Source organism: Litorivivens sp., from assembly GCF_057445395.1.
Genome location: NZ_JBVBUV010000008.1, coordinates 37,709 through 51,047, shown reverse-complemented (window position 1 = coordinate 51,047; position 13,339 = coordinate 37,709). Strand labels below are relative to the sequence as shown.

9 protein-coding genes are annotated in these 13,339 nt (G+C 58.2%); 6 read left to right on the top strand and 3 right to left on the bottom strand.

What is annotated here, in order from left to right; genetic code table 11:
- The first annotated feature begins 26 nt into the window (after nucleotides 1–26).
- The 4 genes from AC222A_RS04380 (at nucleotide 27) to AC222A_RS04365 (ending at nucleotide 4,847) form a co-directional block, all read left to right on the top strand.
- Nucleotides 27–650: a c-type cytochrome gene (locus tag AC222A_RS04380; RefSeq protein WP_372759379.1), complete on the top strand. Its 624-nt coding sequence runs from the start codon at nucleotides 27–29 to the stop codon at nucleotides 648–650.
- 169 nt (nucleotides 651–819) lie between these two features.
- The gene (locus AC222A_RS04375) at nucleotides 820–1,461 is read left to right on the top strand and encodes a thiol:disulfide interchange protein DsbA/DsbL (protein ID WP_372759905.1); all 642 of its coding nucleotides are present in this window, start codon (nucleotides 820–822) and stop codon (nucleotides 1,459–1,461) included.
- A gap of 8 nt (nucleotides 1,462–1,469) precedes the next feature.
- Complete coding sequence (locus tag AC222A_RS04370) at nucleotides 1,470–2,369, top strand: alpha/beta fold hydrolase (RefSeq protein WP_486774672.1); 900 nt, start codon at nucleotides 1,470–1,472, stop codon at nucleotides 2,367–2,369.
- Nucleotides 2,370–2,408: 39 nt separating this feature from the next.
- Entirely contained in the window at nucleotides 2,409–4,847 is a 2,439-nt protein-coding gene (locus AC222A_RS04365; protein ID WP_486774671.1) for a neutral/alkaline non-lysosomal ceramidase N-terminal domain-containing protein, read from the top strand.
- Nucleotides 4,848–4,914: 67 nt separating this feature from the next.
- Here the strand turns inward: AC222A_RS04365 and AC222A_RS04360 are convergent, their stop codons facing one another.
- A complete protein-coding gene (locus tag AC222A_RS04360; RefSeq protein WP_486774670.1) occupies nucleotides 4,915–5,739 on the bottom strand; it encodes an esterase/lipase family protein in 825 nt (274 codons plus the stop codon).
- A gap of 206 nt (nucleotides 5,740–5,945) precedes the next feature.
- Between AC222A_RS04360 and AC222A_RS04355 the strand changes: the two genes are divergently transcribed.
- Complete coding sequence (locus AC222A_RS04355; protein WP_486774669.1) at nucleotides 5,946–8,606, top strand: PD-(D/E)XK nuclease family protein; 2,661 nt, start codon at nucleotides 5,946–5,948, stop codon at nucleotides 8,604–8,606.
- Complete coding sequence (locus tag AC222A_RS04350) at nucleotides 8,599–11,883, top strand: UvrD-helicase domain-containing protein (protein ID WP_486774668.1); 3,285 nt, start codon at nucleotides 8,599–8,601, stop codon at nucleotides 11,881–11,883. Before AC222A_RS04355 ends, AC222A_RS04350 begins: the two co-directional genes overlap by 8 nt.
- Before the next feature lie 7 nt (nucleotides 11,884–11,890).
- On the opposite strand, the gene AC222A_RS04345 is transcribed toward AC222A_RS04350, so the two are convergent.
- Together AC222A_RS04345 and pyrE are read right to left on the bottom strand one after the other, a co-directional pair.
- Nucleotides 11,891–12,499, bottom strand: coding sequence for a hypothetical protein (locus AC222A_RS04345; protein ID WP_372765374.1), 609 nt, complete (start codon nucleotides 12,497–12,499; stop codon nucleotides 11,891–11,893).
- Between the two features lie 39 nt (nucleotides 12,500–12,538).
- Entirely contained in the window at nucleotides 12,539–13,180 is a 642-nt protein-coding gene (gene pyrE, locus AC222A_RS04340) for an orotate phosphoribosyltransferase (protein ID WP_372749680.1), read from the bottom strand.
- Between the last annotated feature and the right edge of the window lie 159 nt (nucleotides 13,181–13,339).

Sequence of the window (13,339 nt, the reverse complement as noted above, 5' to 3'; positions counted from 1 at the left end):
TTTAGACAAGATACTGAGTAGACACCATGAAAAAATCACTGTTGGTCATTCTGTCCTCGCTGTTGTTCGCCCTCCCCGCTGTTGCGGGTGACGCAAAAGCGGGCAAAGCAAAATCTCAATCTTGCGCCGCCTGTCACGGTGCTGACGGCAACAGCGCTGCGCCCACTTTCCCCAAGCTGGCGGGTCAGAATGAAAAATATCTGATCAAGCAAATGAATGACATCAAGTCTGGCGTGCGCCCGGTGCCTACAATGGCAGGTCAGCTCGACAACATGAGTGCGCAGGATATCGCTGATATCGCCGCCTACTTTGCCAGCCAGAATGGCAGCGTAGGCCAGGCCAATGCCGATCTGGCCAAAAAAGGTGAGGCGATCTACCGTGGCGGCATTATCGAGCGCAACATTCCAGCCTGTACCGGTTGTCACTCACCGGCCGGTGAAGGCAATGCTGCAGCTGGTTTTCCAATGCTGTCGGGCCAGCACGCGGCCTACACCGAGGCCCAGCTTAAATCTTTCCGTGCCGCTGCCGATGGAGATTCCAGCGGTCGCATGAACGACGGCGAAGAAACCAAAACCATGCGCACGATCGCGTTCCAGTTGAGCGATAACGAAATCAAAGCGTTGGCTGCCTATATTCAGGGGTTGTACTGATACCGGTATTGGTCCTGACAGGCAGGTGGAAAAAGAGGCGGCTTCGGTCGCCTTTTTTATTTAGAATGTGTTGTTACGTGCCTGCAGGCGGGCTTAAAAAAACCAAGTTTGCGGGAACTGATGCCTGTAATCCTGATCAGATGAACAATGTTTTAGCCTGGAGAGAATAATGCTCATACGCCGATGGCTGATCGCCAGCCTGTTAACCCTGCTGTCGATAGCCGCCTGTGCCGAGGACGCCACCACAAGCTTCGAAGAAGGTAAACATTACGTGCGACTGGATACGCCAGTGCGCACCGTTGACCCGAACAAAATCGAAGTTACCGAAGTGTTCTGGTACGGCTGTTCCCACTGCTTTCATTTCGAGCCCATGGTTCACGCCTGGTCTAAAAAACTGCCCAAGGATGTCGAGTTTGTACAGTCTCCCGCGATGTGGAACCGGGTGATGGAAATTCACGCCCGCGCGTTCTATACGGCAAAAGCGCTGGGCGTTTTGGACAAGGTCCACCAGCCCATCTTTGAGGCTATCAACGTTGAGCGCAATATGCTGACAACGCCCGATGCCATCGCAACGCTGTTTGCCAAATATGGTGTGGAAGAAAGCACGTTCCACAAGGCCTTCAAATCCTTTGCGGTAAACAGTCAGGTGCAGCAGGCTGATGCCCGCGCGCGTGGCTACCAGATCCAGGGCACCCCGGAAATGATCGTTAACGGCAAATTCCGGGTCAGCACCCGTACCGCTGGCAGTCAGCGCGGTATGCTGGAAGTGGTTGACTATCTGGTGCAACAAGAGCGCAACAGCGCGCAGTAGGTTAGCCTTTGACAGCTTCAAACGTGAGCAGCGCGCCGGACTGGATGGTCGACGCGCTGCGCCACAGCGCGCAATCACGCCGGGTTACCGTCGATGGCTGCGCAATCCACTATCTGTGCTGGAATCCCGAGGCAACCGACAAACCTACATTATTGCTCGTGCACGGTTTCTGCGCCCACGCGCACTGGTGGGATATGACAGCCCCCGCCCTTCTCGACAGTTATCGGGTGGTGGCGATGGATTTCAGTGGTATGGGCGACAGTGGCTATCGGGACAGTTATTCCTATGAAACATATTGCCGGGAAGTGGCTGCGGTCATCGACGCCGAGGCCATGGCGCCGGTCAATTTGGTGGGGCATAGCTTCGGCGGGTTGGTAAGTATTCAGACCACAGCGCGTTACCCCGATAAAATTCAGACCCTGACGATAATCGACTCGCGAATCAGCCTGCCTCGAAATGCTGGTGAAACGCCATCGCGCGGCGCCACCGAATTGCGGCCAAAGCGGGTCTACCCTACCCTCGAGCAGGCTATCGCACGATTTCGCCTGATACCGCAGGAAAACAGCACCTTGCCCGCCGTGTTTGAGCATGTTGCGCGCGGTTCGTTGCGTGAAGAAGCTGGGGGCTGGGTGTGGAAATTTGACGACCGAATCACACTTACCCTGGAGCCGGTAGAGGTGCCTGAGGCCGATTTACTGCCCGCTATCGTCTGCCCCACAGCGTTTATATACGGCGAGCACAGTATCGTTGCGCCACGAGAAATGGCTGAAAGAACTGTAGGTTACATGGGTAATGGGCGGCCACCGATCAAGGTTGCTGATGCTCATCATCACGTGCTACTGGATCAGCCACTGGTACTGCGTGAACTTCTCAAAAATCTCTTGGCGGAGTTGCGCGCCGAAACCTGAGGGTTATGATGGAGTATTGAATGTTTGCAGTGCTCCGTCATGAATTTTATACATCGCCAACTCCCCTTCCTTTGTGTTGCTCTTTTTCTGGCGGCTTGTGATGGCTCCAGCTCTTCATCAGGCGGTACGCCGTCGGGCGCGTCGGCAACACCAGCGCCTGATCCGGCGCTCGCCGCCTGTCTACGTGACAATCCGGCGCTGGTGCCGGCCAGTTTTGCGGCGCAGACCGCTCCCGAAGGTTATGTTGCCGACAGCAGCGGTGACTACGAGCTTAACCTGAATGCATTGAATATCAGCGTCGCCGATCAGAGCGGTGATTGCGCTGGCAACACGGCGTTTCGCTTTGGTAGTGGTATCGCGGATATTACCGGGGTGGTTGCTAACACTGGCGGTATGGGGTGGGAAGACCCGGCTCAGGTGCTCAGTGGCGTGCATACTCGTCAGTATGCACGGGCATTTGCCATAGCAAGCCCCTGTAACGGCAAACGTATCCTTTTCGTGTCTACAGATACCGGCATGATATTCGGATCTGTGCGTCAGGGCGTGCTGGCAGCGATCGCTGCCGATGCGCAGCTTGCCACGCGCTACGGTCCGGATAACCTGATGCTCTCGGCGACTCACACTCACTCCGGGCCCGCTGGCTATTCTCATCATGAAGCCTTTAATCTATTTCACTTCGGCTTCGATGAAGACAACCTGAATGTCATCGTCAGGGGTATCGTTGAATCAATCCGTAAGGCTGATGCCAACTTGCAGGCCAATACCGCTACCGCGCCCATAACCCTGGGTATTGGCGAGCTTCTCAATACCAACATTAACCGTTCGCTGCCCGCCTTTGAGCGTAACAGCGAGGCTGAGCGGCGCGAGTTTCTCGATGGCCGAGGCGATCCAGTTGACGTAGACAAGCGCAGCGTACAACTCAATCTTGTGCGTGCTAACGGTTCGCCAGTGGGGCTGATAAATTGGTTTGGTGTGCATCCTACCGTGGTGGGCTCCTACGAATCTTTTGTCAGCGGTGACAACAAGGGCTATGCCTCGCTTTTGTTTGAGCGTTTGATGAACACCGACTATGACGCGGCGGATTCTGTCGATACCTTCGTGGCTGCCTTTGCCCAGACGGACGAAGGTGATGCTTCCCCCAATATTTTTATCCGGCAATTGCCTCACCCTGATCCGGCGCGCGGTGGCGCGGCTAATGATTTCGCCTCTGCAGCGCTTTCCGGAACCAAGCAGGCTGCGAAAGCGTTGGAGCTATTTAGCAGCTCACAGCAGCTGTCCGGGCCGGTGGATTATCGTTTTTTCCACGTCAAAATGGATGAAGTTACGGTGGAGAGCTACGACGGCCCCGCCCTGCCCCCGGAATGGGATGCGCCGGTGAAGCGCACTTGCGATCCTGCGTTAGGCGTTTCTTTTGGTGCCGGTGCTGAAGATGGCCCGGGCCCGACAGTTGAGGGTGCAAGCTGTGCGGACCCGGATTTTGCGCAGGCTGCAGCCGATGATTTTGCAGCGGGCTCCGCGGGTAAGATTCCGCCAAACTTGGCCGCCACTACGGTACTGTGCAATGTTGGTCTGCTGCCGGCGATGGATCTCTCCTGTCACGCGGAAAAGCCGATTCTGTTTGCGATTGGTGAGCCCATGAATGCCGAACCAAGCATCCTGCCCTTTCAACTGTTTCGTCTGGGCAACATGGCCATCCTTGGGGTGCCTTTTGAGGTAACTACCATGGCATCGCGGCGCCTCCAGAAGACCTTGCTGAAAACCCTTGCACCAGTTGGGGTTGATACCGTCGTGATTGCCGGCCTGGTGAACGATTACGTACATTATTTAACAACGCGAGAAGAGTATTCTGCGCAACAGTATGAAGGAGCTTCCACGATTTTTGGGGCCTGGCAATTAGCGGCTGTGCAGCAGGAAAGTGCGCGATTGGCTCAGTCTATGGTGGCGGCAGTCGCGGCGCCGACGGGGCCGGCCTATGTTGATGCAACCCCGGTTGTTCGACGCACACCCTACTCACCATCTGACAGCAGTTCAGGCGGTAGTTACGGCGACGTGTTGGAAGATGTTACCGCCAGTGCGGTTCGCGGTGAAAGCATTAGCGCCGTGTTTCAGGCAGGACACCCGCGCAATGTGGTGCGAGCACAAACTGCACTGTCATTTGCCACCGTAGAGCGTCGCCAGCCTGATGGCAGCTGGCAGGTGTATCGCAACGACAATGCCCCCGAACTTTTCTTCCGTTGGCGAAGTGACAGCCAGATGGAGGGCAACCCCAATGATGCGCCCGTGACCGGGCCGTCGCAAGCAGAGGTACGCTGGGAGGTGCCGCTGGATACCCCGGCCGGTGAATACCGGCTGCGCCACAATGGCGTGGCTCAGGAATCGCCATCGGCGGCGACCATACTTTATGAGGGCGTGTCTTCTGGGTTTACGATCGATGGTGCCGCGCAGAATTGCGATACGATCGCCCCCTACCAGCCTTGAAGGCGTCGGCGTCGGCGTCGGCGTCGGTTCGGTTAAAAAACACGCGTCACGCCCCCTGCTTTTCTGATCAGGCCGGGATGGGGCTAGCGGGGTTGGTGGTGTCGGTCATTGCTATAGCCGTGGCGCAGGTGCGATTGTCGAACAGGCGCTGCTCATGCCATCCGCTGGCGAGGAAGGGGCGCCAGGCGTTCTCTGGCTGCTTCAGTCGATCCGCAAGTAGATAGAGTACCGCCGGGTTGTGGGTCAGGCCCACGTGGCTGCCCGGTACGCGAATGTTCTCACTTTGCGCGCGCTTTTCATCTACGCAGTAGTGCCAGTGCACCACGCCATCGCGTTGGGTAAAGATATTCGAGCAGGGCACTGTAGGAGTGGTTTGCCACAGCTCAGGCTGTTTCAGCATGGGGTCTTCGCCGGAGCCATTGAGCAGCGAAAACGCCCGACCGACGAAGCTTTGCACGCCACTGGAGTCGGTATCTGGAATGGCAAACGGCGAGCCGAGCGTGACGACCTGGCGCACGTTTTCGGGATCTAGAGCGGCCAGTGCTCGGGCATACAATCCGCCGAGACTCCAGCCGACCAGTGTGACCTTTTGTCCGTGTTGTCGCACAATGGCCGCCAGCCGGTGTTGTAAGGCATTCAACTTGTGCTGGTGAAGCCCGGTATTTACGCCCAATTTCCAAGGGTGGGGGTTGTAGCCCAGTGTTGCCAGGGAGTGGCGCAGCGAAGCCGTCAAGATATCGCTGGTCAGAAAAGCCGGAATAACCAGCACGGGGTGACCATCGCCCACGGGTAACAAACGCTCCAGGGGTTTGCTGGACAGGTGCGCCAGTGCCTCCAGTGCGAACCGAGTCTCCAGCACAGTGTGCAGGGCGTGGGGTTTCTTGTTCAACATAGCGATGATCTCCAAATATCTTCGCTTCAAGGAGGCGAGGGGCGGTGACGCTAACGGTTAGCTGTGGACAATGCAAAAGGGCGGGGTGGCCCAACCGGGCCTATTGATCCAAAAAAATAACTCAAGACTATGATTTATATAGAAAAATGTAGCCTACTACGTAATTACCGTAATACCCTCGGGATTTTGTTCAGGAGTTCAATATATTGACCTCGTTTCAGGTTGTGGAGCAGCCGGACTGGTCGCACTGGCTGGCGGATCAGGGGAATACTGTGCTGCTGGTGGATCACGACAGCGAGGCAGCAGACTATCGCCGCCGCATTGCTGAATCTCAGGGGCAAGCCTGGCTGGAAAAGCTGCGTGTGATCCCGAAGGCGCAGTGGTGGGTTGAATTGTGGGACAGCAGCTTCCCCGCGCGTCAGGTATTGCGTCCGGTGCAACTATTGGCGCTGGCAGAGCAGTGTCTTGGCGACAGTGCTCATTTGCCTGAATCAGTGATTGGACTGCAAGGCATTGCGCGACGTTTTGTTGACGCGTTCGAGATTGCCGAACGCTACGCCATCGCGTTAACAATGGCAGATGTGTCGGGGCCTGATCAGGAGGCGTTTCTTGTCTGGCGCGATGAATTGCGTCGGCGCCTGGATGCTATGGATGCTATTAGTGCGGGCCAGTTAGTCGCTACCCTGAGCCAAAACTTTGCATCTCTGGAGCTGCCGCAGCGAGTGCTGTTGAGCCACACACTGGAGCTGAGCCTGCCGGAACAGGATCTGCTGCGGTCAATGCGCAGCGCCGGGGTGACTGTGAATACTCTGCCCGTGTTTACCGAACCCCAAGCCGAGAGTGTCGTCTTTCAGGCGCGCTTTGACGCCGCAAGCGATGAAATTGTGCAAGCGGCACAATGGGTAGCGGCCCGTTTCGACGAGGCCCAACGCGGCAGTGCAGCCTTGCCCCGTCTGGCGATTGTGGCGCCGGATATGGTCAGCCGTGAAAACGCATTGCAGCGTGCGTTGGAGCGCTATCTCTATCCTCTGGCCCTGTTTCCGGCTGTAGCGGGGGGGCGAATCAACGAACCCTGGCGGGTCGGCAGCGGTAAGCTGGCAGGGTATCCGGTGATTGCGTCGGCCCTGGATGCTCTGCAGGCCGCCGCCGGCGACACCGAGCTTGAGCAAGTCAGTCGCCTGCTGCGCAGCTCCTTCATCGCCGAAGCCACTGAACTGTCAGCGCGTCGGGCGCGTCTCGACTGGCATTGGCGTGAATATCTGCAGTCGAATACATCCCTGCAGCGGGCCCTGCGTGAGGCTGAGTTCGCAGGATTTGCCGATAGTGTGGCGGCCCTTGCTGCCTTGCGCGATGCTGCGGAGGGACATCACTCGCGCTGTCTTCCTTCGGTCTGGGTTGAGCGCTTTGATAAAGAATTACTGGCGGTCGGTTGGCCAAATCGCGAGGCTGGCGATCCGGTAGTTGATCAGTGTCGGCAAGGTTTCAGTCAGGTGATGGATACCCTGCGTGCACTCGATCGCCAGCTGGGACGGATTTCCCGCACTCAGGCGCTGCGATGGCTACAGCACGTTTTGCAGAATAAACGTTTTGAGCTGCGCCGGGATCAGGCCCCTATGCTTCAGCTGCTGAATTTTGATGAGGCCAGTGGGCAGCACTTTGACGGACTCTGGATTATGGGGCTGACGGATGCTGCGCTGCCGGCCGCCGTGGAACCGTCGCCGTTCTTGCCACGCGACAGCCTGTTGCGGGCCGCGGTGCCTCGCGCTGATCATCGCGACGCGCTACTGCGAGACCAGCGGCTGCTAAGCTCGCTGATGACGTCAGCCAGGCAGGTGGTGTTGTCCAGTGCCGGCCAGAGTGAGGAAGGCGTGCCCCAGTCTGCCTGCACGCTGATTGACTGGCATTATCCGCAGTATCCTTTGGCGGTGGATGAGGAGGCTTTTGAACTATCTATCGGCGTGACACTGCCTGACGAGGACCCGGTGCGACCGGTATCCGCGGCCGAGCGACAGGGTTTGCGCGGAGGAACCGGCATTTTCAAGGCCTTTGCGGCGAGTCCGTTTTTCGCCTTCCTGAAATATCGCTTGCGACTGGAGGCACTGCCGGTGCCGGTTGAAGGGCTAGATGCTCGCGTGCAAGGACAATGGATTCACCGCGCGCTGGACCACTTCTGGGCTGAAGTGAAAACCAGTGCTGCGCTGGCTACCCTGACTGACACACAGGCTGAGGCGCTATTGGAAGCGGCGGTGGGGCGCGCTATGAGTGATGCGGTCGCGCACGGCGACGAGCTGCAGCGTATCGAAAAGCGCCGGATTCTCACCTTGCTGAATGAATGGCTGGCCTTCGAGCGCAGTCGCAATGAACCCTTTGTCGTGGAAGCCAGAGAAGTAGGGGGCAAGGTTGATGCCTTTGGGCTGCCACTGCGTATTCAGATTGACCGTATAGACCGCATTGGCGATCACCGGGTGGTACTGGATTACAAAACCGGTAGTGTCACGGCCAGTGCGCTTAATGCTGAGAACCTGCTGGAGCCGCAGTTACCGCTCTACGCATTGCTTGGCGAGGCGGTGACCGGGGAACCGGTGGACGGCGTTGTACTGGCCCAGATCCATCCCCGCGACGGGATGATGGTGCATATGCGTTCTTGTTGGGCTGCTAACCTGGTGGATAAAACAGTCAGAAACCCGGTGGATACGCCGGAGAAATGGGAGGCTGAGTTAACCGCCTGGCGTAAGGTATTGGCAGGCTATGCCAATGGTTTTCTCGCCGGTGACAGCGGGCATGATTACGCTCAGGGCGCAGGGGCCTTTCCCTATGATCCCTATGTGACGGTGCTGGCGCGCGAAGAGGTGCTGGACGATGAATAAGCCGGTACCAGATCAGGCGGCCCGCGATGCTGCAATAGATCCGCATCACTCCGTTCTGCTGCGCGCTCCTGCCGGTTCGGGTAAAACTGGGGTGTTGCTATTGCGCTTTCTGAATTGCCTGCTGAGCGCCCCGACTCCGGAAGCGGTGGTGGCCATCACGTTCACCCGCAAGGCTGCAGCGGAGGTGCGCGAACGTATTCTTGATGCCTTGACGATTCAAGAAGGGGATGGCTCACCCTACGGCGATACGCTGGCGGCGCTGGCGTCTCAGGTTCGCGAGCGAGACCAACAGCAGGGTTGGGGATTGCTGCATAATCCGTCGCGACTGCGTATTTCCACCTTTGACAGCTTTTGTGCGCGCATCGCGCGCCGCTTGCCGCTGCTGTCAGGGCTTGGCCAGATTCAGACCACCGATGACGCGGACGCGCTGTATCGAGAGGCCATATTTAATCTGTTCCGCCAGTTGGAAGGGGATGATGCCGCATTGCGCGCGGCGCTGGGTAATGTATTGGACTACGCCAGTAACCGTCTGGAGCAGTTGATTCCCCTGTTGAGCAATTTGCTGGCCAAGCGTGATCAGTGGGTTGAAGGTGTAGTTGCCGGCGATGTGGCAGGGATGGAGCAGGCTCTACAGGCGGTGGTTGTCAGCGCGTATCAGGATTGTTGTGAACACCTTGCACGCCATGATTTTTCGCAGCTTATTGAGATTGTCAGGCAGCAGTCAGGCCATGAAGAAAAGCTCGCCTGGGCGTGTGACTGTGCTGAGCTGCAGCCATTTGATGAAGGCAATCTGCGGCTGCACGCGCGCCTGGCAAATCTGATGTTAACTGGCACGGGCAACAGCCGTAGCCTGCGTAAGCGGGTGGATAAAAACCTGGGGTTTCCTCCTAAACAGGCCGCTACCGAGGCCCTGAAAGCCTGGCTTTCGCAGCGCCATGAAGACCCGGCGCTGGAAGAGTTTACCGCCACCCTGCGGGCGCTGGCCGATCTGCCGTTGCCTACTTTGCCGGAGGCGGCGCGCAGTCTGATCGAAGACCTGATGCGGGTTTTGAAACATCTGCTGGCAGAGCTGCATCTGGTGTTCGACAGTCGCGGCCAACTGGATTTTCCGGAAGTGGCATTTCGCGCCATTAACGCGCTGACACCGCTGCCCGACAGCGAAGGTGTTTATGGTGATGCGCTACTGCAGGAAGATCGAATCCAGCATGTGCTGGTAGACGAAATGCAGGACACCTCGGTAAACCAGATTGTGCTGCTGCAACACCTGATGCAAGGCTGGGAGCCCGGCGATGGTCGCAGTTTGTTCCTGTGTGGCGATCTGCAGCAGTCGATCTACCTGTTTCGCGGCGCACTGGTGGGTGAATTTGAGCAGTTGCTGGCGCTGGGCTCCTTCAACGGTCATCCCTTGGTGTCGCTGCAGCTGGTGTCTAACTTTCGTTCGGCGCCGGCACTGGTGGAGTGGGTGAACACCGCGTTTACCGACACCTTTGCCGACAGCTATACCCCGGCGCAGCCTCAGCGCAGCGAGCCGGGCGAGGTGGTCGTGCATGCCTTTGCGGGCGATAAGGCCGCCGCCCGGGAGCAGGAGGCGGCGCGTGTCGTAGCACTGGTGCAGGCCGCGCAACGCGACAACCCTGAAGGGAGTATCGCCATATTGGTACGCTCGCGCAGCCATCTGCGGGCGATCGTACCGGCCTTGAAGCAGGCGGGCTTGTCCTTTGCGGGGCAGGATATAGATCGCCTGGCAAGTCAGAGTGCGGTTATGGATTATCTGGCCCTGCTGCGCGCCTGGTGGCACGGCGCCGATCGCGCCAGTTGGATCGCTTTGCTGCGCGCGCCGTTTGTCGGCTTGAACTGGGACGACTGCTGGGTGGTGGCCAATGCTGCCAAGGAGCAGCTGATCAGCGAACTGGTATTGGAATTCGATCAGGGTTCGACACCGGCGATCTTTCAGGGAGAGTTGGCGCTGTCTGGCGAGGGAGTGGCGCGACTCCAGGCGCTTGCTGCGGTGTGGCGCTGTATTGCCGATCACCCCCGCGCCGTCGATATTCGCTGGGCGGTGCCGGCGCTGTGGCATAGCCTTGGCGGTCCGGGGCTGGTTGACGGCCAGTCGCGGCGCCATATCGAGCGGCTGACCAATTTGCTGGCTGATCACAGCCCGGGTGGAATACTGCAAAACTGGCAGGAATTTCAGCGCGCCCTAGACAAGCTCTATGCTGAATCTGCGCCAGCGAAGCTGGAGATCATGACCATCCACAAATCCAAGGGGCTGGAGTTTGACACGGTCATATTGCCCGGCTTGGGCGAACAGGGGCGTAACGGTGAGGGCGCCCTGTTTTATTGGCGGCGCATGGCCGGGCAGCTGGTCCTGGCGCCGCGTTCGCCGCGCGGTAACGACGAGGACACCGACCGGCTATATCGCTATCTGCAGCAGTTCCAGCAAAGCGAAGTTAACCGTGAACTTGATCGCCTGCTCTACGTGGCGCTTACCCGGGCGCGACGCAGCCTGCATCTGGTTGGCGCGGCAGGCGTGAGTAGTAAAGGCGACCTGACAGTTAGCAGCAGTTCGCTGCTGGCACGGCTGTGGCCGCAAGTGACAGCCGATTTTGAAGCCGCTGAGGTGCTCGAGCCGGTGGCTGCAGAAGCTGTTCTGCGCACGCCGCTCGCGCCGCGCCGCGATGGCGAACTGGCGCTGACTGTCAAACGCGAGTGGCCCGGTGAAAACACGGTAGAAACGACGGTCGACCGGCTAGCGCGGCAGGCCCGCGAAGGTGTTTTGGAGGCCAATATCGAGGAGCGTTGTGTCGGGCTGGTCTACCACGAGCTGATGCGTCGTCTGGCGATGACGGGGGCGCCCAGAGAAGACCTGTATCCGGCCATTGCTGCTCGCCTGCGTCATTACTGTCATCCAGAAGCAGCACTGCAAACCAGTATCGAGCAGGTTATCAGCCTGGTGGAGAACACTTTTTCCTGTGAGCACGGTCGCTGGATTCTGGGAAGTTATCAGGCCTCGGGTGCCGAACAGGCTCTGCGCCGGCAAATGGGCGACCGCTTGCAGAAGTTTATCGTCGACCGCTTTTTTGTGGATGGCGACACCTGCTGGATCATCGATTACAAAACTGCTCGTGGCACTGGCGAGGCCTTCCTGGCAGCGCAACGCGATCGCTACAGCGAAAAAATGCAGACCTATAAAATGGTGATATCTCAGGCCACGGGGTGGCAGGAGGTGCGCGCCGCGCTGTATTTCCCGGCTTCGCAGTCGCTGGTTGAGTGCTGATGGGGGGTTAGCGTCGGCCGCCGATGGCGTCTAGCAGCGCGGCAAAGCGGGCGAGGTCGCGGTCATAGCGGGCCGCGGTCTGTTCTTTTTCGGTTTCGCGTACCTCAATCAACTCTTCGACATCGCTGAGCTGCTGTTTAAGGGTGGCGATGGCATCGAGCTGTGCATCACTGACTTTCTGGCCCTGGCGCTCGGCTTCGGCCGCCCGAAAAACCTCCCGTTCGACCTGCGTTTTCAGGTAGTTGCGGTTACCTTTGAGAATCGATATGCGTACCTGAATGTCGCTGAGGGCGCGTTTCTTGGCTTCGCGGATATCGTTGACATCGCTGTAGCGCAGCAGCAGTGACTCATCCCACCGTTTTTGTTGTGCTTCGCGTTCCCGGGCCAAGTCGGCTGCCTCGGCGGCACCGGGAGGCAGAGCCGGTGCGACGCGTTTTACCACCTGACCGCCCGGTTTTATGACCTCGTAGCCGCGATTGACGGCAGCTGGTGGGAGGGTGTCATTGAGCACTATGCTGCCCTGCTCGTCCTGATACCGGAAAAGCAGTTTCCCTGCCTGCGCGGGGTAGGCCAAGGTGGCTGCCAGTAGCAGCACGCCTAAATGGGTTTGCGTCAATCGTTCTCTCATCGCGAGGGCTTGGCCACCAAAGGGGGATTAGACACCAAACTGACGGCGGTAGTTCTCAATAGCTTCAAGGTTAGCAGCTTCCACGGTATTTGTACGCAGGTACTCCACAATATCGTCTAGTTGAATAATACTCACTACGGGAAACCCGAAACGTTGCTCAACTTCCTGAATGGCCGATAATTCGCCCTGGCCGCGTTCCTGCCGGTCGAGCCCGACAATCACGCCAGCTACCTCGCCACCGGCAGCGGCGATGATGTCCACAGATTCGCGAATGGCGGTGCCGGCCGTAATCACGTCGTCGATAATCAGGGCCTTGCCCTGCAGTGGCGCGCCTACTAACACGCCACCTTCACCGTGAGATTTGGCTTCTTTGCGGTTATAGGCATAGGGGACATCGCGATGATGGTGGTCGGCCAGTGCGCAGCTGGTTGCGGCGGCCAATACGATACCCTTGTAGGCTGGGCCGTAGAGCACATCAAATTCCGGTGCTCTGGCGCTAATGGCGGCCGCGTAGCAGCGGCTCAGGGTGGCTAGCGCTGCGCCCTGGTAAAATTTTCCGGCATTGAAGAAATAGGGGCTTTCGCGGCCGGATTTGAGGGTAAATGTGCCAAATGTGAGTGCTTTTGCCGCAATGGCCTGTTCAATAAATTGTTGTTGATAAAGTTCCATAGTACCCTTCAGCTCCAGCCTCTATGTGGCAGATTTTTCGCGCTTTTTTCGGACAGATTGCTCCGGCTGCGCTAAACTGCCCATTGTAGCAGCCAAAAGCGCGCAATAATAAATTGGCTGGCAGTGCCACCGGCGTACCTTAAAGCGTAAATAATGGGT

Coding starts and splice junctions, on each gene's coding strand:
- AC222A_RS04380 (WP_372759379.1), top strand. CDS start 27: ATGAAAAAATCACTGTTGGTCATTCTGTCCTCGCTGTTGTTCGCCCTC.
- AC222A_RS04365 (WP_486774671.1), top strand. CDS start 2,409: ATGAATTTTATACATCGCCAACTCCCCTTCCTTTGTGTTGCTCTTTTT.
- AC222A_RS04375 (WP_372759905.1), top strand. CDS start 820: ATGCTCATACGCCGATGGCTGATCGCCAGCCTGTTAACCCTGCTGTCG.
- pyrE (WP_372749680.1), bottom strand. CDS start 13,180: ATGGAACTTTATCAACAACAATTTATTGAACAGGCCATTGCGGCAAAA.
- AC222A_RS04360 (WP_486774670.1), bottom strand. CDS start 5,739: ATGTTGAACAAGAAACCCCACGCCCTGCACACTGTGCTGGAGACTCGG.
- AC222A_RS04350 (WP_486774668.1), top strand. CDS start 8,599: ATGAATAAGCCGGTACCAGATCAGGCGGCCCGCGATGCTGCAATAGAT.